A 22,743-nucleotide genomic window follows, 5' to 3' on the forward strand; every position below is an offset into this window, starting at 1 on the left:
CCGCTCGAAATGACAAACTAAGGTTTATCTATTCAGAATTATTAGTAACACGACTAGAATCAGAATACCAACTAAAATTAACCGTATGGTAGTAAGCGTTTTTTTAGAAACCCTTTGCTTAAACTTTTCTTGATTCTCCCAGGGACTACCAACAACGTCCCAAATCTTATGAATAATTTTAGAGCGTAATTCATTCAAGGGATAAACGAAAATAGCTATTGCTAGTATAACAATGGTTGCGTCCTTTAAAGCATCTTCTGGTAGTTTTTTTCCGGAGATTTTTAAATCCAAGTACCCAATAAGAGCTACAAAACCTGCAATTAAAATTGTCCAGCTGAAAAATTTAAACCAACTTTTGAAGAAGGGATTCATCCTAATTGATAATTGAATAATTCTTAATTGAACAATTGATCATTAAAAATTGACAACCGTAACTCCCGCACCGCCATGATCTTCATGGGCTAACTCAAAATGCTTTACTTCGGTTCGGTCTTTTAGGTATTTGTGAATTTGCTCTTTAAGAATCCCATCTCCTTTGCCATGAACGATCTCTACCTGGTTCAGTCCTCTGAACACTGCTTTATCCAGGTAATGAGTGACTTCATTTAAAGCTTCATCTGCTCGCTTTCCTCTCAGATCAAGACGAGGGGAAACCATTTCTTTTAAAGAAGCTGCATCTCCAACCAAAACAGAAGCCCTGGCTTTCTTTTCCTTCTTCTTTTTGGGAGGCTCAACCTTTACTAGGTTTTTGTATTTGGTTCGAAGGCGCAATCCATCGGCTTGAACGGTTGCATTATTTCCTTTCTGTTCAATGAGTTGACCAGTAGTATTACCATCCAGAAAACGGACATAATCACCTACTTTTGGAGGTTGCTTACTTTTGCGGAAAGTAGCTTCTCGCTTTTCTTTCACTTCTTCCAGCTTGCTCTCAATCTTCTGCTTCTCCTGGTCAATATCCTCACGGATATCTTTAATTTCTTTTTTGTTGGTTTTTTTCTGTTCAATGATCTGCTCAACCGCTTTTTCAACTTTTTGATTGGCTTTATCCATAATGGATTTGGCTTCAATCAAGGCCTTTTCGCGGATTTTCTCCTTTTCTCTGTTTAGGCCGTCCAGCTTATTTAAATACCGGTTTCGATCGGTTTCGGCTTTAGATTTTAACTGCTCAAAGGTCGACTTAAGTTCTTCGGCATCCTGGGTTTTAGCCTCCAGCTCAGAGATGAGGGATTCCATCTTATTCTTCTGTTCCCCGAGTAATTCCCTCGATCGCGATAAGATATCTTCATCCAGCTGCATGCGCTCTGCAATTTCGAAAGCATAACTGCTTCCGGGAATTCCTTTTTTGAATTTATAGGTAGGAGACAAAGAAGCCTGATCAAACTCCATCGATCCGTTTACGGCTAGAGGGTGCTCATGAGCAAAAACTTTCAGGGAGCCGTGATGGGTGGTAACCAATACCGTACACTCTTTTTGGAGTAGATATTCAATAAAGGACTGGAAGAGCGCGCCACCCTCTTCAGGATCAGTTCCGGCCGCAGCTTCGTCTATCAGTATCAAACTTCCCGGTGTGAGGTTCTTTTGCGTTTCTCTCATCCATTGAAGTCGGCTTGAAAAAGTACTCAGGTCATTTTCGATAGATTGATCATCCCCTAAGTCCACAAATATTCCCGAAAAGATGGGAAGCTCAGAAGTTGGATCGGCAGGGATGGCATAACCGCTTTGTTGCATAAGGGCAAAAATACCCACGGTTTTCATTGCTACCGACTTTCCACCTGCATTAGGGCCAGTGATCATCAGGCAACGCTCATTTTCATCCAATTGAAGGTCTAATGGGATAATATCCGTGCGTTCATCCTTCTTCAAACCGTTATTCTTGAGAAGGAGGTTTGCATTAAATCCCTGTTTGATCGAAAGTCGACGAGATGTTGAAGTAATGGAGATTTCAGCATCCAGAGAAAGAGAGACCTTTGCTTTTGAAGCAATCACATCCAGCATGGCTAAAGCGTCCAGATTTTGCTGAAGGTATTCACGATTTATCCGAACGTGATTGGTGAGCTCCCTAAGGATGCGTTCGATTTCACGTTGTTCTTCTGCTTCGAATTGTCGGATTTCATTATTCAAGTGCAGGGCTTCAGCAGGTTCGAGGTATACCGTCTGCCCTGTGGAGGAAACATCATGAATAAAACCCTGAATCTTACGCTTGTATTCCACCAAAATAGGGATCACCATTCTACCATTGCGAATAGTAGCCCCTTCATCGGAAGTCATTCCGTCTTTGGTAGCATTTCTCATCAGTTTATTGACGGTGCTCCGAAGCTCATTTTTCTTGGAGTTCAGTCGCTTTCGAATAGACTTCAATTCCGGGCTGGCATCATCTTTTAGTTCTCCACCATCGGTTACCTTTTGCTTGATAGAAGCTTCCAGGTCTTTGAGGGGAATAATGGTTTCAGAAATAGCATAGAGCCTGAGTTTATGCTCAATCCGAGACTTAAAGTATTTTTTGACCAATCTGGAAGTAGTACATACCGAAAGAATTTCAGGAAAAGCGTGTAGAGAAAGGATACTTCCTTGTGGCTTAGCTATAGACATGTAATCCCGGATATCAGGAACTTCTCCTAGTGGGAAGGGATCCGGATCTCTCAGAACGTCAATCATTTCTCCAGTCTGTGAAAGCAAAGTTCTTACAAAATCGGGATGGTTCGATGGAGACAGACGAGCAATAGTCTCCCTGGCAAGCTCTGATTGAGATACTTTCAATGTGGCTTCGCGGAGTTGTTCAAAGCCAAGCTTTTCTACTATGGATGGAGGATATAATTTCATTTGCAATACTAAGCCGAAAAGATAAATCTATTTATGCTGGATTTCGATCATGTTTTGTTCAAAGTTCTAACAAGTCTTTGCGAGGAGTTTGGGTTTGATATCATATTAGAAATGAATCGACGAAGCAATCTCCTGGAAGAAGGCAATTACATTGAGATTGCTTCGCTACACTCGCAATGACTATTCACTATTTGATTCTTTTTAACTATAAATCGGTACCTTCATCAAAAAAGCCATGAACATTCCCATCTACCAGGTTGATGCCTTTACTGATTCTTTGTTTGGAGGAAATCCTGCTGCCGTATGTCCACTAGATTCCTGGATTCCCGATGATGTAATGCAACACATAGCTGCAGAAAATAATTTATCAGAAACGGCCTTTTTTGTTGCCGAAGGGGAAGGTTTTGGGCTAAGGTGGTTTACACCTGAAAGCGAAGTTGATTTATGCGGTCACGCCACTCTAGCTACTGCTCATGCTTTGTTCATGGAAATGGGCTACTCAAAAGAAAAGATCTTATTTGAAACCAGGAGCGGAAGGCTGGTTGTTTCAAAAGAAGGGGACCGACTAAAAATGGATTTTCCTTCTGATCCAATGCCTCAGGTAGAAGCTCCTCCAATATTATTCCAGGCACTAGGTATACAGCCTAATTCTAATGTCTTCAAGACTGATGACTATATGGTTGTGCTCGACTCCGAAGCAGGCGTAGCTGGTTTGAATCCTAACTTCAGAATGCTAAATGAAGTGAATGCACGGGGAGTTATCGTTACCGCTCCTGGAGATAAGGTAGATTTTGTGTCCCGGTTTTTTGCCCCACAGGTTGGTATTGATGAAGATCCGGTTACAGGTTCAGCACATACTAAACTCACTCCCTATTGGTCGGATCGATTGGGTAAGGCAGAAATGGAAGCACGTCAAATTTCAAAAAGAGTGGGAGTACTTACTGTTCGGGATAAGGGAGAAAGAGTGGAAATTTTAGGGAAGGCTGTTACTTATTTGAAAGGTGAAATCACCGTTTAGTGGAAGTTTTTTTTCTCATACTAGTTGGTTTAATAGGTGGGCTGGTAGCCGGGCTCATGGGTGTAGGCGGTGGAATCATCTTTACTCCTGTGCTTTTCTTTTTGTTTGATGAAGCAGGTATTGAACATCCTGTTCAATGGTCAGTGGCTTCCGGTCTCCTATGCACCTTTGTAGCGGCGGGCAGTAGTACCATTCGCCAGTACATCCAGAAAAATATGTTTTGGAAGGAAGGGCTTTATTTAGGCTTAATGGGTGTGATTGGAATCACACTGGGTAAATGGATACTTACTTCTGAGTTTTATGATCGGCAGCAATTTGCAGTGTTCTTCAGCGCGATTCTGTTTTATGCGGCCTATATGATGTTTAGAAGGGGAAAGGATGCATCCAAAGAATCGGAGCGATTGTTTTCAGAACTCAAGATTAAGGAGTTTTTTGTAACAGGAGGAGTAGGTGGATTTATAGCTTCATTAGCTGGGGTAGGTGGGGGTGGTATTATGGTTCCCATTATGAACCTGCTCTATCGGCAGCCTTTTCGAAAAGCTGTTAGTGTTTCCCAGTTGGGTATGGTTGTTTTGATCTTTTCAGGTTTGGTTCAACTGGCATTGGTTAATGTTGAAACTGCCGGGTTATCCAGTACTACCTTGGGCTATATCGATATAGGAACTGCATTGCCATTGGCTTTTGGAGGTTTGGTAGGAGGTTTTGGTGGGGTATTTCTAAATCACAGAATTAAAAGAAAATACCTGCAATGGGGCTTTGCGTTATTGGCTTTTGTAATGGCTGGCCGATTACTCTGGAGTGTATTCAATTAAGAATGGTTCAATGATCAATTTTCCCCTGTCATTTCGAGCCTGTCCTCCGTAAGATACTTCGGAAGGCGGGTAGTGAAAAATTTAAAGAATGGTCTCTGTTTAAGATGAGTAGATTTCAACTTGTTCCCAAGCTTTAGCTTGGGATACTTTCTTGGAGCTGGAGCTTCTTACACCACGTTCCTAAGTAGACCTTCGGAACGAGATTAACTAGGTCTATATCCATGCCAAAGTTAGGTTTTAGAGCGGAGAGTGAGGACCATTTAATATGGTTAATATTATAAATACCAAAAACTCAAGAATTACTATTATGGTAATTAACTTTTTAAATTTTTCAGGGTTATTTCCTTCAATTTTCTTGACGATGTAGACGTAAGTATTATTTCTCAGAAAATAAAACCCGTTAAATACCATAAAAAAAATTGTAACTACACCTATTTGTATCGGAGTTTTGGATTCAAACCAAACTTGATTTTTAAATTCTATTAAATCCAAAAACAGGATAGTTATCAACATAAGAAAGCCCTTTGTAAGACTAATGAATATTAGCGCTTTAAATTCTGGCATATCATCTTTGCCAAGAAATTGATAACTAAATTTGTAAAAGAAATAATACGCACGATTATAAAAATCTATCATTTTATGATTCGTATTAATTGGAAATGTTACTGCATAAATACTAAAACTGCCCGAGATTCTTGATCGTTTAAAACTTGTTTTCAAGCTGTGGCTTGGGACACCTATTCCTAATTCTTAATTGAACCATTCTTAATTGACTATTTCTCTTTAAGCTCGAACTCTTTTACTTCGGCCATCTCTTTAAGGTATGTTTTTAGTTCTGAAAGCTGTTCATTAGTATACACAGGAAGTTTAATTCTTTCTGAAGACCCAACCTTATTTTTGATAACAATCTTATTCTTTCGAAGGGTAAGTTCTGAGATGTTATCCCACTCGAATTCGTTTTTTTCTCCCCAATAAGTATTGTAGTTATGTCTCAAGATTCCTTCCTCATTAAAGGTGAGAGACTGCTTTCTCAATATTTCAGGGAAAAACAAGAAAATGGATGAATAAATGATTCCTGTTACAGTATTTATCCAGTCAATGTCTTCACCTTTAGTCCATTCAAGGACGAAAGATGTCGCGAAAAGGATCACTCCTATTATGCCAATAGCACGAAATACTTTCATATAAGAAGTGGAGGTATCTACCTGAAGATTAAATTCTTTCACAACTCGTTATTTTATTTCAAATTAAAAACTCCATTTTCTGTCTCAATTTCAATCCTGTTTTTAGGGTCATTCTGAGCATACTTGCGAAGAATCTAGACGGATTACTACCCCCTATTTAAGAATTGTGAAAAGGGTCAAAATTATTTTATGCAGGAAAACATAAATCCCGACGTACTTCACCGGGATACTCTTAATCAATTAGATTCTTCGGCGGTAGCCTCAGAACGACTCTTAATAGGAGCATAAAAAAAGAAGCCCCGTTCAAAGGGCTTCTTTTATTGTTAGCAATCTATAGCCTGCCGTCTGTAGGCCATCCCGACTTAGTCGGGATTACGGCTATATTTATCCAGTAAACGGTTCCGGCTTAGAGATACCATTCCCATGGCACCCTGGGGAAAAGCCGGGTTTTCTTGGAGAATTAATCCATGATCTTTCGCAAAAATGCGGGCTGATCAGAATCGTCTTTCCGAATACGCTCCGCTCGGCTTTGGAACGGAGCTACGTTATTCTGCTCCTCAGAAGAAGTCTCTTCCTGGGTAGTTGTAGCTTCCTCTTCTTTTCTCACGTTGAGGTCACGACGTAAGTAAGAAGGGGTATCTAAGCGTTTTAGATTTCCTTCACCTTTGTAGAAATCACCGGTAGTTCGTGTGAACCGGGTAGCGATTTCTTTTTTAGGTTGAGCCTGATTTTTGATTGCATTCTCAGCAGCAACTCCCATAGGTTGTTTAGGAGCAACTTTAGCGGCTGTTCGGTCTTCCGCTAAATCAAAACCAGTAGCAATTACTGTAACTCTTATTTCATCACCGAAATCCTCATCAAGTACAGTACCTAAGATGATTTCTGCATTATCTCCTGCCTCTTGCTGAATAATGCTGGTAGCAGTAGTGGTTTCTCTCATACCAAGATTAGATCCTGCTGAGATATTAACCAGTACATTTCTGGCTCCACGAATGCTTACTCCATCAAGAAGCGGAGAATTTATTGCTTCACGGGCAGCTATTTCGGCTCTATCTGAGCCTGAAGCCATTGATGAACCCATGATTGCAGCACCACCATCAGTCATTGTAGTGCGCACATCAGCAAAATCAAGGTTGATAAGACCTGGCATAAGGATGAGGTCACTGATCCCACGAGTTGCACTATACAGTACTTCGTTTGCTAGGGCGAAAGCCTCCATTAACGAAGTATTTTCGTCAGCAATATCTAATAACCGCTCGTTTGGAATAACTATAACTGTATCACAGTTTTTCTTTAGCTCGTTGATACCTTCAAGGGCATATTTCTTACGGATCTTACCTTCGCATTCGAAAGGGGTAGTAATAATTCCTACCGTAAGGATACCTTTTCGTTTGGCCATACCCGCAACTACAGGTGCACCTCCGGTTCCGGTTCCACCACCCATCCCTGCAGTTACGAAAACCATATCCGCACTTTCAATCGACTCCTCGATTTCATGCCGGTTTTCTTCTACAGCTTCGCGGCCGATTTCAGGGCGAGCCCCTGCGCCAAGTCCGCTTGTTAGGGCAGAACCGACCTGGATTTTAAGGTCAGCCATGCTGTTTTTTAGTGCCTGGGCATCTGTGTTCAGCGCGATATACTCAACGCTGTCGAGGCCCATGTTAATCATATTATTAATGGCGTTACCGCCACCGCCACCAACGCCGATGACTTTAATCTTAGCGTTTTCCTGGCTTTGCTCGTCAAAAAAGAAAGTAGCCATGATAACTCCTTTTATGTTTTTATTTACTGGATTATTCTGTTGTAGATGATTGTTAAAGTTCTTTGAACCAGCTTTTCATGCGATCTGCAATCTTTGCCATAACTTGTTCCACACTCGTAGCTTTACCCGAGGACTGGATCATGGTTTTACTGGTATTGTTACCGGTTTTAAGGGCATGTATAACCAGCCCAACGCCAGTAGCGTAAATGGGACTGTTTACTTCTTGTATTAACCCACCGGTAATGCCTAATGGAATGCCTACTTTGGCATCCATTCCTAAAATCTCTGAACCAAGTGCAGTGATATTCTTGATTAATGAACCACCACCAGTGATTACAGCTCCGGCGCTAAGTGATTCAGAATACCCACTTCGTTTGATTTCGATACTTACGATTTCAAGTATCTCTTCCATCCTTGCCTGGATGATTTTAGCGAGAATACTCTTTGTAATTTCCTTTGGAGGACGACCTGCGATACCAGGTACTGTAATTACTTCATCAGCCTGGATAAGGTCGGCATAGCTTTCGCCATGGTTTCGTTTCAGTGTTTCTGCCTGGTCATCCAATACACTCAAGCCAAGGCGGATATCATCTGTTACTTTTTGACCGGCAATAGCTATTACTGCAGTATGTCGGATGGTATTATCCTGGAAGATGGCTACATCTGTAGTTCCACCTCCGATATCCACAAGTACTACCCCGGCTTCTTTTTCTTCCTGGTCTAGTACCGCATAAGAAGAAGCAAGTGGCTCAAGAATGATATCAGCAACCTGGTATCCGGCGCGTTCAACACATCGGTAAATATTTTTGGCGGCAGAAACTAAACCAGTGATGATATGCACTTCTGCTTCCATCCGCATTCCGCTCATACCAACAGGATCATTAATCCCATCCTGACCATCCACTACAAACTCTTGCGGGATTACATGCAGAATTTGCTGATCAGTTGGTAGCATGATGCGCTGACAATCTTCAAGAAGACGCTCCACATCCTGCCCGGTAATTTCGTTGTCTTTGTTGTTAATAGTAATTACTCCTTTGCTTCTCATGCTGCGAATATGATCTCCAGCGATCCCCACATTCACAGAATTAACCTGGATACCGGAAGCAAGCTCAGCCTGGGCTATCGCATCTTTTATAGCTGTAACAGTTTTATCGATGTTTACAACCACACCCCGGTTCAGGCCCTCACTTGGAGCTTTCCCTACACCTAGGATATTGATGCGCTCCTGGTCATCGATAGATGCAACAATAGCACAGATTTTTGTCGTCCCGATATCGAGACCTACCATGATGTTTTCTTGTTCTGACATTTCTTAATCCGCTGTTTTTTTGATTGCTACGTTTCTTGGGTAACCACCTGGTTTTTAAACCTCAGGTCAACCTGTTGTATATGTTGAATACCTTTTGTTCGGACAACCTCCACATAAAAGGCTTTCCAGTTTCTAAGCTTCGTTTCGAAATCATTGTCCCCGAAAACTAGCTTGACTCCATTTTCGTGGCTTAGTGCAATCACTCCTTGGTCTGCACTGTAAACCACTTCACTGATGGTTACCCATCCAAATTCATTTGCTCGTGCTTCAAGCAGGAAGTTTCTAATCTGTTCAAATTCCATCGACTCCAGCGTGTCGGAGCTAGAAGAAGCATCAAATCCATATACAAGGGGCAAGTCGAGAGTTTTACCTTCCAGAATAGGTAGTTTAACCCCGTAAGCGTCCACATAAATACGTTCTTTTCCATCCACAAGTAACGCCAAAGGAGAACGTTCGATGATTGAGAGAAGCAAATCTCCATTAGGTTCGATATAAGGGGAAGCAGAGTGTACATAATCCAATAACTCTACTCTGGATATGAGTTGATTCAAATCAAGGCTATCCGGTTTAATGCCTATAGGTACATCAGCTGCCTGGATGATTTCTTCAGGGAGCGTGAAATAAGTTTGGGATACCTCCACTCCGGTAACCGAAATATTCTTCATCCAGTACATTGCCGCAATTACAGAGATGCCTATAATCAAAAGAATAGCGGTCATCCAGGGCAGGAGATTGCTTTTCTTAGTCTCGATATGTGAGTTATTGTCACTCAATTAATTGGATTCTACCTTAAAATTTCCTGATTCGATTTCCTGGACGAAGTCTTCACCAGAACGGTAAATATCTCCCGCTCCCATTGTGATGATGATATCTCCGGGTTGAATTACTTCTTTCAGTGTATTCGACACTTTGTTCTTATCCTCTACATATAGCACATTCTTGTGACCGTACTGCTCAGCCGTTCCAGCAATTAGTTCTCCCGATACCCCTTCAATGGGCTTTTCACGAGAAGGATATACATCAGTCACTACCAGCATTTCAGCATCAAAAAAGGAGAGGCCAAATTCTTTATAAAGCTCCTGGGTTCTGGAATACAAGTGGGGTTGGAATACCGCTACAATTCTACGGTCGGGCCAACCCTTGCGAGCAGCGTTAAGTGTTGCCTGCACTTCGGTTGGGTGATGCGCATAGTCATCAATTATCATAATTCCGTTGTTATACTTCAGCTGGAAGCGGCGGTATACACCTTGGAAGCTTTCAATACCAGCCTTGATGAGCTTGAAATCTATTCCTAGTTCCAAGCCGGTGGCGATGGAAGCCAATGCATTTTTCACATTATGCTCACCTGGGGCTTTTAGTGTGACCACTCCAAGCTTTTCATCGTTATAAACAACGGTAAAGGTTGCAGTGAACTCAGAAAGCCGGATATCAGTAGCTCTAAGTTGTGCCTGAGGAGTTACCCCATAAGAAACGATTCTACGTTCAAGCAGAGGTAGTATACTCCGCACATTTGGGTCGTCGAGGCACACAATTACCGACCCGTAAAAAGGAACTTTATTCGCGTAATCCACGAACGCCTGTTTTACATCTTCAAGGTCATTATAAATGTCGAGATGTTCCGCTTCTATGTTGGTAATGATAGCGATGGATGGAGTAAGACGAAGGAAGGTTCGATCAAATTCATCCGCTTCAACTACGATTACATCTCCCTTCCCAACAACTGCATTGGTTTTGTCAAAACTGTGCACCTTACCTCCTACAATAATAGTAGGGTCGTAATTACCTTCACGAGTAACCAACCCAACCATAGTGGTGGTGGTGGTCTTTCCATGAGTACCTGCTACACCAATGCCGTACTTCATTTTCATGAGCTCGGCCAGCATTTCGGCACGCTTAATCGTAGGTATGCGTTTTTCGAGAGCAGCTTTAGTCTCTTCATTTTCGGTGGCCTTGACTGCACTGGTATAAACAACCACATCAGCACCTTCGATATTTTCTGCATGGTGCCCTTCAAAAATAGTAGCTCCAAGTTCTTCAAGACGCTTAGTAGTCTCGCTAAGCATTCCATCTGAACCAGAGATTTTATATCCCCGATGGATCAATATCTCTGCCATACCGCTCATACCAATACCACCAATACCCACCATGTGTATATGTTTGGTTCTACCAAAAACGGGTTGTGTTTCGATTCGTTTATCCATCAATTCAATCGGGAACTTGCAAGGGTTAAAATTTCTTTGGCGATCTGTTTGGCAGCATCTGGCTTGGCCAGTTTTAGTGCAGCTAGGTTCATTTTCTTTAGTGCTTCCTGGTCCGAAATCAATCGTTCAACAAGCCCGGGAAGTGCATCAACCGCCTCATTGTCTTTGATTAATTCCGAAGCTCCTGCATCACGCATTGCTTTGGCATTTTCTGTTTGATGATCCCCTGCCACATTAGGTGAAGGGATAAGCACACTTGGCATTCCAGTAAGCATAAATTCAGAGCAAGAACTGGCACCAGCTCTGCTGATTACCAAATCAGAAGCGGCATAAGCCTCAGGCATATTGTCAATAAATGCAGTGAGCCTGAGATTTGGATAGCTTTCGAGATCAATTTCTTCGGAGAGAGCATCAAAATATCTTGAACCACACTGCCAGATAATCTGAAGCCCGGCTTTATGGTGAAGGTGCTCCAGGTTTTGTTTCATGGCCTGGTTAATGGTTCGGGCTCCTCCGCTTCCGCCCATAATTAACAGCACTGGTTTAGAACTATCGAAATCAAAAGCAGTCAGTCCTACTTCCTTCTCAACAGCAGTTAATGTATTTCGAGTTGGATTGCCGACCACTTCCGTTTTCTCTTCGGGAAGAAATTGGTCAGCCTCCTTAAAAGCGGTAAATATCTTTGAAGCAAATTTAGCCAGTAACCTGTTAGTGACTCCAGGGAAGCTATTCTGCTCCTGAACAACCACCGGAATGCCTTGTTTTCCTGCTACCCAACCAACTGGCCCAGCAACATAACCTCCACATGAAATCACTACCTGAGGTTTAAATCTAGCCAGGATAGATACGCTCTGAGTAAGCGCAGTAATTAGTTTAACGGGGAAAAGCAGATTCTTAAGAGTTAGTCTTCGATGGAATCCACTAATCCAAACATTCACAATTTCATAGCCGGCTTTAGGTACCGCTTTCCATTCCATGTGATTTCGGGTACCTACAAAAAGCACTTCGGTAGATGCATTCTCCGATTTCAGGGCATCAGCGATAGCAATAGCTGGATATACATGACCTCCGGTACCGCCTGCTGCGATTAAGACTTTGGGATTAGCCATAATAGAAGGCCCCCTGATCTCGGTTATGTTTAGAAATATTGAGCAGAATGCCCACCATTAACCCAGCAAACATCATGCTTGTACCACCATAACTCACAAATGGCATAGGCAAGCCGGTAACAGGAAGTAATCCACTTGCTACACTTGCATTCACAAAACCATATAGTACAATAGTGAGGGTACATCCTACAGCTAGTAAGGATCCAAGTGTATCCTCGGCTTTCCTTGCAATGAAAACGACACCTCGAATCAAAATCAGACTAAATAGAACAATGAGTGCCATGGCGCCCATGATTCCATATTCTTCCGCTATAATTGCGAAAATGAAGTCGTTATAAGGAGCAGGGAGGAAGTCTCGTTGTGCACTCTTGCCAATGCCAACTCCCATTAGTTCGCCTTTGGCAATGGCAATATGAGCTTGCTGAGCCTGGTAACCACTACCTGTTAGAAACTCCTGGGTCTCGATGTGTTTTATCTGCTGCAGGTATTGATCAATCCGGTTTTGACGGTTTTCCGACTGACTCAGTAACAACATACCACCTAATGCTGCAATAGCTATCATGGTTCCAAGTTGGAGCACACTTACCCGTCCGATAAACATCATAATCAGGCAGATTCCCATTAAAATGCCTGCACTACTAAAATCCTCTACCCCAATAAGTCCACAAGTAACCGTTACCCACACCATAATCGGGACGAACGACTTTTTGAAATCCTTTACGTAATCCTGCTTTTCACTTAACAGTACGCTTACATGTAAGATGAGTGCCACACTAGCAATGGTAGAGGGCTGGAAACTAAAACCACCAAGATTAAGCCATCTCTTGGCTCCGAATTGTTCCGTTCCAAAAATGAGTACAGCCACTAAGAGAAGGAGGCTCACAACCATACCTAACCGACTGAACTTGGCTAAAGTGTGATAGTTGATTTTAGATGCGATCAACATCACAAAGAAAGCAATCCCCATCTTCACAACATGCCGAGTAACCAAAGAAAAAGCTGAAGTCTCGTTTGATGCTGCAAAAAAAGCAATTGATGAATATACCGCTAGCATACCAAACATCATGAGCATAATGATGGCCATAAGCAGAATCCGGTCACTCCCTTGTTTCCGGGTATCTATATCCTCAGGGGTAGTGCCCAGGACGCTTGAAAAGTTGCTATGTGGTGAGGTATAAATCATTTATTAGTGTCAGAGTAACAAAGTATCATAGTTGCAAAGTGGCATAGCGTAGCTACTCAGCCACTTTACAACTCTGGTACTCTGCAACTTTGTTACTTTGCCTTTAATCATAGTTTGTATACTTCTTCCTTAAATACTTTTCCGCGGTGTTCGTAGCTGTCAAACATATCGAAGGAGGAGCAGGCTGGGCTTAGCAGAACTACTTCTCCTCGTTTAGCTCCTTTCTTCGCAAGCCGAACGGCATCACGCATGGTTTCCGCCATCTCAAACTGTGGGGCTATCGCGCCAAGTTGTTCTTTAACACGGCCTTTCGACTCTCCAATTGCGATTACGGTATGTACCTTATCACGAATCTGATCAATCAACTCTGAGTAGTCGTTTCCTTTGTCCCTGCCGCCGAGAATTAAGGTCAAAGGAACGTTATAGCTGTCGAGTGCAAACCAAACGGCATTTACATTAGTAGCTTTACTATCGTTGATGTACTTAACTCCTTGTACTTCGCGTACGACTTCAAGTCGGTGCTCCACTCCGGTAAACGTCTTGAGGCTTTCTCGGATAGCCTCATTCTTTATTTCCGCAGCCCGGGCAGCTAATGCTGCCGCCAATCCATTTTGTAGGTTATGTTGACCTTTAAGGCCGATTTCGTACACTGGCATAAGGGTTTCTTCCTTATTATTTAGTCTGAAGATGATATGTTCGTTTCTTATGAAGGCACCCTGAGGGACTTCTTCGGTATTTGAAAAGCCCCAGAGTCTTGGGAAGCTTTCCTTTTTCTGAAGACTCTCAACGTGCTCTTTTATAATTGGATCATCGTAATTGAAGATGAACCAGTTGTCTGTAGTCTGATTTTCTGTGATTCTGAATTTTGAAGCTGCATAAGCTTCCAGGTTGTTTCCATACCTGTCTAGATGATCCGGGGTAATATTTAATAGCACACTAACTTCCGGATGGAAACTCCGGATATGATCTAGCTGGAAACTGCTTACCTCTAAAATGTGAGTTCCTTTAGTGGTATCAACTTTATCAGAGAAAGCGAGTCCAATATTTCCTGCCATGCTGAAATCTTTACCAGCAGTTTCCCAAATGTGAGCCAACCATGTGGTTACCGTAGTTTTCCCATTGCTACCAGTGATGGCTATGATATCTTCATTAGTAAACCAGCTGGCAGCCTCTATTTCGGAGAATACCTCTAAACCTGAATTCAAATAAAATTGAACAAGAGGAGCTTCAGTTGGTACTCCGGGGCTAACTACTGCAAATTCTCCTTGTTCAGCTAATTCTGTGTGTCCCGATTCCTCAAATGGGATGGCATTAGCATCTAATTTCTTTTTCGAGGCTTCAGAAATTGCACCAGCATCGGTAACAAAGACATCAGCCCCTTCCTTCTTTAATAGAAGAGCTACAGCTAAACCACTTCTGGCTGCTCCGATTACAATGATATGTTTACCTGCTACATTCATTATCGGAATTTCAGTGTTAGTAAGCTGATGAGCGCCAACATGATGGTCACAATCCAAAAACGCACAACAATTTTTTGTTCCGACCACCCTTTCTTCTCGAAGTGATGATGGATGGGGGTCATAAGGAATACCCTTCGTCCTTCTCCATATTTCTTTTTGGTGTATTTGAAGTAGGTAGTCTGGATAATTACCGATAAAGTCTCGAAAAAGAATACACCACAGATGAAAGGTAGTAGAAGTTCCTTATGAAGCATTAAAGCCAATGCTCCAAAAGCTCCGCCTAAAGCCAAAGAACCAGTATCGCCCATGAAAACTGATGCTGGATTGGTATTGTACCACAGGAAGCCCATGCAGGCTCCAATTAACGCAGCGCAGAAAATGGTTAGTTCTCCGGCGCCAGGCAGATACATTATATCAAGGAAACCTGAGTAGTCAACTCGGCCAGATACATAAGCGAAAATAGCAAACACGAAACCGCAAATAGCGGAAGTACCTGATGCAAGCCCATCCAGTCCATCTGTTAAATTGGTGGCATTACTTACCGCAGTGATGATGAATACAGAAACAGGCAGGTAAATTACCCAACCCCATTGTTCTCCAAAGAACGCATAATCAATATTTAAATCCTTAGCGAATGGGACGGTTGAAAGGGTATTGAATAGCTCGAAATCGGGATGGAAATAAAGCACAGAACCAAGTACTAGTCCGACGGTAACCTGTCCTGCTATTTTAAACCGTCCGGCTAAACCGCTTTTGTCCTTTTTAACTACTTTAATATAGTCATCAATAAACCCAACGATTCCCAAAGAAAGCATCACAAAGAAGATCAACCATCCATAAATGCTATCCATCTTTATAAATAGCAGGGTAGGAATTAGGGTGGCCAGCAGAATGATAACCCCTCCCATAGACGGAGTTCCTTTTTTACTTGCATGGTGCTCAAGACCTACATCTTCCCGGATCACTTCTCCAAGCTGCATTTTCTTCAGCCACTTGATAATTCTTCGGCCAATTATGAGGCTGATTACCAGAGAAGTCACCGCAGCTAAGCCTGTTCTGGTGGAAATAAATTCCATGGCAGACGCTCCAGGGAATTCATAGGTAATTTCAAGCCAGGCGAATAGTTCGTATAACATTAGCTCGCCTCCTTTAAATAATTCCGTAGTGCATCCCAGGCAATAATCCGGTCATCAAAAGAGTGTTTGGTTCCCTGGATATCCTGATAATCTTCATGCCCTTTGCCAGCAATAAGAATAATATCATCAATAGAAGCCGATGATATTGCTTGTTCAATGGCTTCTTTACGATCAGTGATTCGAGTTACATTATCGGCCTGATCAAATCCTTGCATTATATCTTCAATAATTACTTCAGGGTCTTCGAACCGGGGGTTATCACTTGTCACATAAATAGAATCGGCATATCTCTCTGCTGCTTTTGCCATTTCAGGTCGTTTTGATCTATCCCTGTCGCCACCAGCGCCAAAAATTAAGGTTAATTTCTGTGTTGGCTCTTTGATTTCAGATAGGGTGGAGCTAACATTCTCTAAGGCATCTGGAGTATGAGCATAATCCACAATTACAAGTGGGGTATTCCCTTGCTTTAATTTCACTACCTGCATTCTTCCGGCTGCTCCGGTTGCTTTTTTAAGTGCCTTGGCTACTTCCTTTTCATTAAAACCAAGCGAAACACAAGCAAGAAAAGCCTGAGCTACATTATAGGCATTGAATTCGCCAACCAACGGGCTTTGGATATTTACTCCATCAATAAGAAGTGTCAATCCATCAGGGGTGTTCGATAAAATATGATTAGTACTGCCCTTGAAGCCAAATTTGATCTTTTTAGCTCTGGATTTCGAGATCATGAACTCACCGTATTCATCATCCTCATTAATAATTGTGGTGGCACTTGAACTCAGATTGTCGAAAAGCAGTTTTTTAGCCTTTGCATATTCCTCTATAGTAATGTGGTAATCCAGATGGTCATGACTAAGGTTGGTGAATACAGCGATCTCGAAATTAAAACCGGAGACACGTTCCTGTACCAGTGCGTGGGAGGAAACTTCCATAACCAGGTATTTTGACTTCGCATCCACCATCATCTTCATATCGTTAGCCAATTCAATGGGGTCGGAAGTGGTAAGAGAACTGGATAGCTCCTCTTCTAAAATCTTTTTGTAAACCGTACCTAATAAAGAAGCCTTTTCTCCCAAGGCACAAAGTACTTGGTGAACAAGTGTGGCAGTTGTGGTTTTTCCATTCGTGCCGGTTATACCAATAATGCTAAGTTCTTTAGCTGGATTTCCCGTAAAAGCCTGAGCCAGTTTTCCAAGAATTACCCTTGTGTCTTCAACTTCCATCACGCAAACACCTTCTGCATCGGTATAATAGCTTTCCTCGGTAATCAACACCTTTGCTCCACGTTGAATGGCGTCTTCTAAAAATAAGTGCCCGTCAACTTCATGTCCTCTAACGGCAATAAATACCGAACCCTCAGTAACCTTTCGGGAATCTTGCTCAATGGCATGTAGATTCTGTGTTGACTTGGTCCTGGAGACATGCAATGGATTTACTAATTCTATGAGTTCTTTTATTTGCAACTTAGTCGTCCCTCCCTGCTTTTGAGATTAATTCCAACGACTTTGCTTTACCTCTGATGGTAATCTCACTTCCGGGGCGCATGAACTCTCCTTCTCTTGGGAATTGTGCGAACACTGTCCCTGATCCAACCATAGATGATTTTAAACCCAATGAGCTGAGTAAATTGGAAGCATTCCTCATACTCATTCCTTTCAGGTTGGGAATTTCAACAAGGCCGTTGTTCAGGCTTGCACTATCAACCTTCGTATAAGTTTCCGAAAGAGTAAGAGAAAGTTTGGTCCCTACCGGGATAACTGCTCCTGCTTCAGGTTGTTGATCAGTAATGAAACCATGACTTCCTGCGAAGCTATACTCAACATTCATACTTTCAAGCAATTGCACTGCCTGGTTTTTAGATAGACCATGAACGTTGGGTGTAGTTGCAATGAGCTCATTTCTAAGCAACTCAGGACTGTTATATTGTAAATCACTATCTAAACCGGCAATTCTTGAAGCAACCTGCCGGAAGATTGGTCCGGCCGTATAGCCTCCATATCCAACAGGCTTTGGTTCATCTAATAAAATCAGACATACATATTTTGGATTTTCAACAGGGAAAAAGCCCGCAAAAGAACCACGGTATCTATTAGTATACCGACCATCTACCACTTTTTTAGCTGTACCGGTTTTCCCTGCTATGCGAAGCCCGTCTACCTGGGCATATTCTCCGGTTCCGGAATCAGAAACTACACTTTCAAAAATGGGGAGTAGTAAATCCAGGGTTTTTTGTTTAGCAATTTTCCGGATTTTAACAGGTTCATGCTCATTGATTACATTCCCATTCCTGTCTTCAATGCGCTCTACGATATAAGGCCTCATCATTACTCCATCGTTAGCAAATGCAGCATAGGCCTGAACTACTTGCATCGGAGTGGCTAGTAATTCATACCCATGAGACATCCAGGGAAGACTTACTAAACTCCAGTCATAAGGCTTTGCCATTCTCCCGCTTTCTTCCCCGGCAATATCTACATAGCTAGGTGTACCAAAACCCATATTCCGGGCATATTGGTAGAACTTGTCCTTATTTAATCGCATGGCGATTTCTGCGGTTGCGATATTGGAAGACTGACGAATCACTTCTTCAAAATCGATATCTCCAAGAGGATCATGATCTCTTAGAGTAAGCCCATGAATGACAACCTCTCCATTTTCGGGAGTTTCAAAAATCTCCTCAAAATCAACTTTTCCTTGTTCTACGGCGGCCACAGCAGTAACCAGCTTGAAGGTAGAACCTGGCTCAATCATATCGGAAATGGCGAAATTCCGTCTGTTTACATCGTCTTCATTTCCAGGAAAGTTGGGATCATAAGTTGGATAATTAGCTAATGCTTTGATAGCCCCTGTTGTAGGATCCAGAATAATTCCTGTTCCGTAATTGGCTTTATTGCGTTCCACCCCAGCCTTTAGCTCATCCTCTAAAATTGCCTGGATATAGGCATCTATCGTAGTATGAAGTGAATATCCGTCCTTAGGAAGTTTTCTTGGGGCGCCAACATATTCGAAAACCCGGTTGAACGGATCTTTACGAACCTGGCGCTCGCCATCTTCACCTTCCAACTCTTTGTTATAGAAAGCTTCAATTCCGGTTCTGCCATCCATATTATGGTTTACAAAGCCGAGCGAATGTGCAGCTAAGGTTCCAAAAGTATATTTGCGCCGGAAGTTTTCCTCTATAATTACTCCGCCAATCCCAAGTGCTTCAATCTCATCTTTAGCAATTCCGGATAAATTTTTTGCCAGCACTATATACCTTGATCGAGCAGGAGCTTGCTCAATCCTCTCTACAAAATAGCTTTCTGGTCTTTGAGTTAGTGATCCAAGTGTTTCGGTGAGCTGGAAGATTTGATCCTGAGTAATTCCTTTTACTTTAGGATCAAGAGCAATTTGATAATCAACGGCATTTGTTGCTAACAATGTACCATTGGTATCATAAATATTTCCGCGTTGTGCAGGAATAGAAATGAAATCAATGGCTTGCTTGCTCCATAAATCTCTAAGCCCTTCGCCCTCTACATAATTGATGCGAACCAATTGAAACGCAAGCGCACATGGGATGAGGAACAACAACCCAAGTACAAGGAATAAGCGGTTTAATATGGCAGTTCTGTAATCGTTCATTCTTTTACAATGATGACTTTATCAACAGGGCCGCCATTTACGAATCCTTGTTCTTTGGCTTTTTCATAGATCTCAGCCGGACCAATCATTCGATCGTACTGTAATTTCAGCTCATCGTGGATTTGTCGGGTTTTGTTGTATTCGCGTTCGAGCTCCTGTACTTCCTGAAGAAGTTTTTGGGTGGCGAATACATGGGTCAGGTACATAAAACCAAAGGCTCCTAAGAGAAGGGTGATCAGGATAATATTTCCTGGTTTGAGTTTCGGTAATGAACCTGAACCAGAAGGCGTCTTTTTCCTGACTTTTTGTTTCTTAAGCTTTTTTGCTTGAGAGGGAGAGGGTGCTATGTCAGGTTTAGGGACTTTTCGGAGGTTTGGCTTCACTTCATGCCGCTTAAGCGGGGATTGTACCATCATGAGCCGCCTCCCTTGGTTTTTTCGGCTATTCGAAGCTTAGCACTTCGCGCCGCGGGATTTGAGGATATCTCAACATCAGTGGGGGTGATGACCTGCCGATTGACAGGATTTAAAGGAGAGAGTACGTTTCCGTAAAAATCTTTTTCAACCTTTCCTTCCAGATTACCTGCTTTAAAAAAGCGTTTTACAATCCGGTCTTCCAGTGAATGGTAGCTCATTACCACCAATCTTCCTCCTGGCTTCAGCATTTCGAGAGATTGAGTCAGGACATCCTTCAACATTTCTAATTCTCGATTTACTTCAATTCTAATTCCCTGGAATACCCGGGCCAGTGTTTTAATCTGGAATTTTCCTTTTACTACCTCAGAAATAGCAGCTTTTAATTCTCCGGTAGTTTCAATTGGTCGCGCATCTATAATAGCACGTGCAATTTGCCGGCTGGCATGTTCCTCGCCATAATGAAAAATCACATCACGAAGCTGCTGATATTCATAGCTATTAACCACCTGGTAAGCCGAAAAGCCAGTCAGATTACCCATTCTCATATCAAGTGGACCATTTTCCTGAAAGCTGAATCCCCGTTCACCTTCCTTAATTTGATGAGTAGATACGCCTAGATCTAAAAGGATTCCGGCTACCTGCCCATGAATCTGGGGAGGTAGAAGAGTGGACAGGTAGCCAAAGTTTCCTTTTAAAATGGTAAATCGATTATCTGAGCCTATTCTTTCGCTTGCAGCGGCGATGGCTTCGTCATCCTGATCGATGGAAAAAAGTTCCCCTTGTTCACTAAGGTTGTTCAATATCTCCAGAGAATGCCCACCTCCGCCAAGGGTCCCATCCACATAAATGGCATCCTTATCAGTGATTAGGGCATCCATGCACTCCTGGAGCATTACGGGAATATGCTCATAATATGTAGCCATCTTAACTAGCATCGGTTTGAGCACCGCCTCCCATTACTTGTTCAAAAATTTCTTCAAAGGCATCGGCGTCCAGGTTTTCATCAGCCTCTTTAAGGGCTTCAGGAGACCAAACCTCTATATATTGACCCATACCCAGGAAAATGGCTTTAGAACTGATACCGGCATAAGTCATATGGTCCGTGGGGATAGCAATCCGGTTTTGTTTATCCAGGGCTACATCCTCAGCATAACGGAGGAAGTTTCGCTTAGCAATTCGTCCGGAACGTGTAAAATTATTGGCTTGAAGGAGAGCTTGTTCTACATTTTGCCATTCATTTTCGGGGTATAAATAGAGACAGTCTTCTAATCCTCGAACTATAACAAATCGATCCTGTGCGGACGGAGAGAGTACCTTACGCATTTTGGCTGGTAAGGAAATACGACCTTTCTCGTCTATACTATGCTCGTATTGGCCCTTAAAACTATGCACGGGTATTTCTGAGTGAATTTAGATTGCTAAGTTGTTCCGAGAAGAGAAAGTCCCCACTATCTCCCACATCACCCCACAATGTACCCTAATTTGCCACAATAGTGCAAATAAAATCCACTTATGCCCAATAAATTATCGCCGAGCTCTTAAAAAGACTTTGTTTGATGAAGCTGAGGAAATAGGAATTTGCTCTGAATAGCGTCTACAGATCAGGCGCAAAACATTTTTTTTAGAAGAAAAGGTCTACTTATGGTCGACAGTTATAATTAAACAGTAACAGTTCAGCATGTTTGCCCTTCATTAAGGCAGTAAAGCAGATCAATGAAGCTGGTAAAAAAATCTGAACTTTAATCTATTAACATGTCTCAAGCATTTTTATCACTTGGAGCAGTAACGATATTTATGTTTTTGTCTGTAAATATCCTTCGTAGTTATGTAAATGCTGCCCATCAAACGGTTAATAGCCAACAAGAAATAGATGCTATAAATTTCGGAATTTCGATAACTGATGAATTGTATTCTCAATCGTTCAATTACGACTCATTGGAAACGAATTATGGTAACCTAAACGATATTCGTTTTGAGAGTACTAGAAAAAACTACATCACAACTACACAGGATACGTTAGCTGCAACAATTAGCCTTTCCGAGGAAAGAGAAATTTTAATTGGGTCTCATGGAAGAGTGGCAACCATTACGATTTATAGAATTGAAGATGGTACAGCCAGTGAATTAGCAACCCAATATGCTTCAATAGTGCCATATAATTCTAACTAGAACACTATGAATGTAAGCTATGAATTAATAATACCGCCTGTAATACTGGGCATTTTGATAATGATGGTAGTCTCCTCAAATGTATTGTTAGTTAACTCTTCGGTAGAAAATCAATCAACCTACCACATACAGTCAAATGCGAATAATGCAGTAATGCTTATTCAAGAAGAGATAAAATATTTACAGCGCATTAAAACAGCTAACGGGTCGGTACTGGAGTTTGTTGAAAAGACGTCAGATACTTCTGATTCAACTGATGTACGGATTTATAAACAAAATGAATACTTAATAATTGAAAGAACGCCTGATGGTGGGAGTATTACTACCCAAGATTATTTTCTTAGGCTTAATTCAATAACGTTTGAAGAAACTGTTCATGGAACTACTTCTGCTCCGTTCCTAAAAGTTGTGGTTGAGACCATTACCTCGAGTTCTGAACAAGTAGATCCGGATAGACAGTTTAAAGCCTCAGCAGAGCTTAGTATTTATCTCAAAAATTTACATGTGTCCGGGATTTTTTACACTGATGGGAGTTAA

Annotated in this window: 21 protein-coding genes; 4 read left to right on the plus strand and 17 right to left on the minus strand. The window is 42.0% G+C overall.

Annotated features, from left to right (window positions below; translation table 11 throughout):
- Positions 1–24: 24 nt before the first annotated feature.
- The gene (locus ED557_05890) at positions 25–372 is read right to left on the minus strand and encodes a hypothetical protein (protein ID RNC84509.1); all 348 of its coding nucleotides are present in this window, start codon (positions 370–372) and stop codon (positions 25–27) included.
- A 42-nt stretch (positions 373–414) separates the two neighbouring features.
- Entirely contained in the window at positions 415–2,820 is a 2,406-nt protein-coding gene (locus ED557_05895; protein RNC84510.1) for an endonuclease MutS2, read from the minus strand.
- 235 nt (positions 2,821–3,055) lie between these two features.
- On the opposite strand from ED557_05895, the gene ED557_05900 reads away from it, so the two are divergent.
- Positions 3,056–3,838: a PhzF family phenazine biosynthesis protein gene (locus ED557_05900; protein RNC84511.1), complete on the plus strand. Its 783-nt coding sequence runs from the start codon at positions 3,056–3,058 to the stop codon at positions 3,836–3,838.
- A gap of 56 nt (positions 3,839–3,894) precedes the next feature.
- Positions 3,895–4,650, plus strand: coding sequence for a sulfite exporter TauE/SafE family protein (locus ED557_05905; protein RNC84802.1), 756 nt, complete (start codon positions 3,895–3,897; stop codon positions 4,648–4,650).
- 237 nt (positions 4,651–4,887) lie between these two features.
- Here ED557_05905 and ED557_05910 read toward each other — a convergent pair whose 3' ends face one another.
- From ED557_05910 to mraZ, 15 genes are all read right to left on the minus strand, one after another.
- Positions 4,888–5,286: a hypothetical protein gene (locus tag ED557_05910; protein ID RNC84512.1), complete on the minus strand. Its 399-nt coding sequence runs from the start codon at positions 5,284–5,286 to the stop codon at positions 4,888–4,890.
- 137 nt (positions 5,287–5,423) lie between these two features.
- On the minus strand, positions 5,424–5,876 hold the full coding sequence (locus ED557_05915) for a hypothetical protein (GenBank protein ID RNC84513.1): 453 nt from the start codon (positions 5,874–5,876) through the stop codon (positions 5,424–5,426).
- Between the two features lie 418 nt (positions 5,877–6,294).
- Positions 6,295–7,611, minus strand: coding sequence for a cell division protein FtsZ (gene ftsZ, locus ED557_05920; protein RNC84514.1), 1,317 nt, complete (start codon positions 7,609–7,611; stop codon positions 6,295–6,297).
- Positions 7,612–7,648: 37 nt separating this feature from the next.
- Positions 7,649–8,908, minus strand: a complete 1,260-nt coding sequence (gene ftsA / locus ED557_05925) for a cell division protein FtsA (protein RNC84515.1) — start codon at positions 8,906–8,908, stop codon at positions 7,649–7,651.
- Between the two features lie 26 nt (positions 8,909–8,934).
- Entirely contained in the window at positions 8,935–9,660 is a 726-nt protein-coding gene (locus ED557_05930) for a hypothetical protein (GenBank protein ID RNC84803.1), read from the minus strand.
- A 21-nt stretch (positions 9,661–9,681) separates the two neighbouring features.
- Positions 9,682–11,109 (minus strand): UDP-N-acetylmuramate--L-alanine ligase, encoded by a 1,428-nt coding sequence (locus ED557_05935; protein ID RNC84516.1) that lies wholly within the window; start codon positions 11,107–11,109, stop codon positions 9,682–9,684.
- On the minus strand, positions 11,109–12,218 hold the full coding sequence (murG, locus tag ED557_05940) for an undecaprenyldiphospho-muramoylpentapeptide beta-N-acetylglucosaminyltransferase (GenBank protein RNC84517.1): 1,110 nt from the start codon (positions 12,216–12,218) through the stop codon (positions 11,109–11,111). The genes ED557_05935 and murG overlap by 1 nt, the downstream gene beginning before the upstream one ends.
- Positions 12,211–13,401 (minus strand): cell division protein FtsW, encoded by a 1,191-nt coding sequence (locus ED557_05945; GenBank protein ID RNC84518.1) that lies wholly within the window; start codon positions 13,399–13,401, stop codon positions 12,211–12,213. Before ED557_05945 ends, murG begins: the two co-directional genes overlap by 8 nt.
- A gap of 107 nt (positions 13,402–13,508) precedes the next feature.
- Positions 13,509–14,861, minus strand: coding sequence for a UDP-N-acetylmuramoyl-L-alanine--D-glutamate ligase (gene murD / locus ED557_05950; protein RNC84519.1), 1,353 nt, complete (start codon positions 14,859–14,861; stop codon positions 13,509–13,511).
- The gene (locus ED557_05955) at positions 14,861–15,997 is read right to left on the minus strand and encodes a phospho-N-acetylmuramoyl-pentapeptide-transferase (GenBank protein ID RNC84520.1); all 1,137 of its coding nucleotides are present in this window, start codon (positions 15,995–15,997) and stop codon (positions 14,861–14,863) included. Before ED557_05955 ends, murD begins: the two co-directional genes overlap by 1 nt.
- Entirely contained in the window at positions 15,997–17,460 is a 1,464-nt protein-coding gene (locus ED557_05960; protein RNC84521.1) for a UDP-N-acetylmuramoyl-L-alanyl-D-glutamate--2,6-diaminopimelate ligase, read from the minus strand. The genes ED557_05955 and ED557_05960 overlap by 1 nt, the downstream gene beginning before the upstream one ends.
- 1 nt (position 17,461) lies before the next feature.
- A complete protein-coding gene (locus ED557_05965) occupies positions 17,462–19,621 on the minus strand; it encodes a PASTA domain-containing protein (GenBank protein ID RNC84522.1) in 2,160 nt (719 codons plus the stop codon).
- Positions 19,618–20,037 carry a hypothetical protein gene (locus tag ED557_05970; protein ID RNC84523.1) on the minus strand — a complete coding sequence of 140 codons (420 nt, stop codon included), beginning with the start codon at positions 20,035–20,037 and terminating at the stop codon, positions 19,618–19,620. Before ED557_05970 ends, ED557_05965 begins: the two co-directional genes overlap by 4 nt.
- The gene (gene rsmH / locus ED557_05975) at positions 20,034–20,972 is read right to left on the minus strand and encodes a 16S rRNA (cytosine(1402)-N(4))-methyltransferase RsmH (protein ID RNC84524.1); all 939 of its coding nucleotides are present in this window, start codon (positions 20,970–20,972) and stop codon (positions 20,034–20,036) included. The genes ED557_05970 and rsmH overlap by 4 nt, the downstream gene beginning before the upstream one ends.
- Positions 20,962–21,429: a division/cell wall cluster transcriptional repressor MraZ gene (gene mraZ, locus ED557_05980; GenBank protein ID RNC84525.1), complete on the minus strand. Its 468-nt coding sequence runs from the start codon at positions 21,427–21,429 to the stop codon at positions 20,962–20,964. The genes rsmH and mraZ overlap by 11 nt, the downstream gene beginning before the upstream one ends.
- A gap of 360 nt (positions 21,430–21,789) precedes the next feature.
- On the opposite strand from mraZ, the gene ED557_05985 reads away from it, so the two are divergent.
- The gene (locus tag ED557_05985) at positions 21,790–22,206 is read left to right on the plus strand and encodes a hypothetical protein (GenBank protein ID RNC84526.1); all 417 of its coding nucleotides are present in this window, start codon (positions 21,790–21,792) and stop codon (positions 22,204–22,206) included.
- A 6-nt stretch (positions 22,207–22,212) separates the two neighbouring features.
- Entirely contained in the window at positions 22,213–22,743 is a 531-nt protein-coding gene (locus ED557_05990) for a hypothetical protein (GenBank protein RNC84527.1), read from the plus strand.

This window comes from Balneola sp., from assembly GCA_003712055.1.
Taxonomy (GTDB): Bacteria; Bacteroidota; Rhodothermia; order Balneolales; family Balneolaceae; genus RHLJ01.

Excerpts from the sequence above, each read along its gene's own strand:
- ED557_05900 (RNC84511.1), top strand. The coding sequence starts at position 3,056 with ATGAACATTCCCATCTACCAGGTTGATGCCTTTACTGATTCTTTGTTT.
- rsmH (RNC84524.1), bottom strand. The coding sequence starts at position 20,972 with ATGCTAGTTAAGATGGCTACATATTATGAGCATATTCCCGTAATGCTC.
- murG (RNC84517.1), bottom strand. The coding sequence starts at position 12,218 with ATGGCTAATCCCAAAGTCTTAATCGCAGCAGGCGGTACCGGAGGTCAT.
- ED557_05905 (RNC84802.1), top strand. The coding sequence starts at position 3,895 with ATGGGTGTAGGCGGTGGAATCATCTTTACTCCTGTGCTTTTCTTTTTG.
- ED557_05985 (RNC84526.1), top strand. The coding sequence starts at position 21,790 with ATGTCTCAAGCATTTTTATCACTTGGAGCAGTAACGATATTTATGTTT.
- ED557_05970 (RNC84523.1), bottom strand. The coding sequence starts at position 20,037 with ATGATGGTACAATCCCCGCTTAAGCGGCATGAAGTGAAGCCAAACCTC.
- ED557_05990 (RNC84527.1), top strand. The coding sequence starts at position 22,213 with ATGAATGTAAGCTATGAATTAATAATACCGCCTGTAATACTGGGCATT.
- ftsA (RNC84515.1), bottom strand. The coding sequence starts at position 8,908 with ATGTCAGAACAAGAAAACATCATGGTAGGTCTCGATATCGGGACGACA.
- ED557_05895 (RNC84510.1), bottom strand. The coding sequence starts at position 2,820 with ATGAAATTATATCCTCCATCCATAGTAGAAAAGCTTGGCTTTGAACAA.
- ED557_05955 (RNC84520.1), bottom strand. The coding sequence starts at position 15,997 with ATGTTATACGAACTATTCGCCTGGCTTGAAATTACCTATGAATTCCCT.
- ED557_05910 (RNC84512.1), bottom strand. The coding sequence starts at position 5,286 with ATGATAGATTTTTATAATCGTGCGTATTATTTCTTTTACAAATTTAGT.
- ED557_05890 (RNC84509.1), bottom strand. The coding sequence starts at position 372 with ATGAATCCCTTCTTCAAAAGTTGGTTTAAATTTTTCAGCTGGACAATT.
- ED557_05935 (RNC84516.1), bottom strand. The coding sequence starts at position 11,109 with ATGGATAAACGAATCGAAACACAACCCGTTTTTGGTAGAACCAAACAT.
- murD (RNC84519.1), bottom strand. The coding sequence starts at position 14,861 with ATGAATGTAGCAGGTAAACATATCATTGTAATCGGAGCAGCCAGAAGT.
- ED557_05965 (RNC84522.1), bottom strand. The coding sequence starts at position 19,621 with ATGAACGATTACAGAACTGCCATATTAAACCGCTTATTCCTTGTACTT.
- ED557_05945 (RNC84518.1), bottom strand. The coding sequence starts at position 13,401 with ATGATTTATACCTCACCACATAGCAACTTTTCAAGCGTCCTGGGCACT.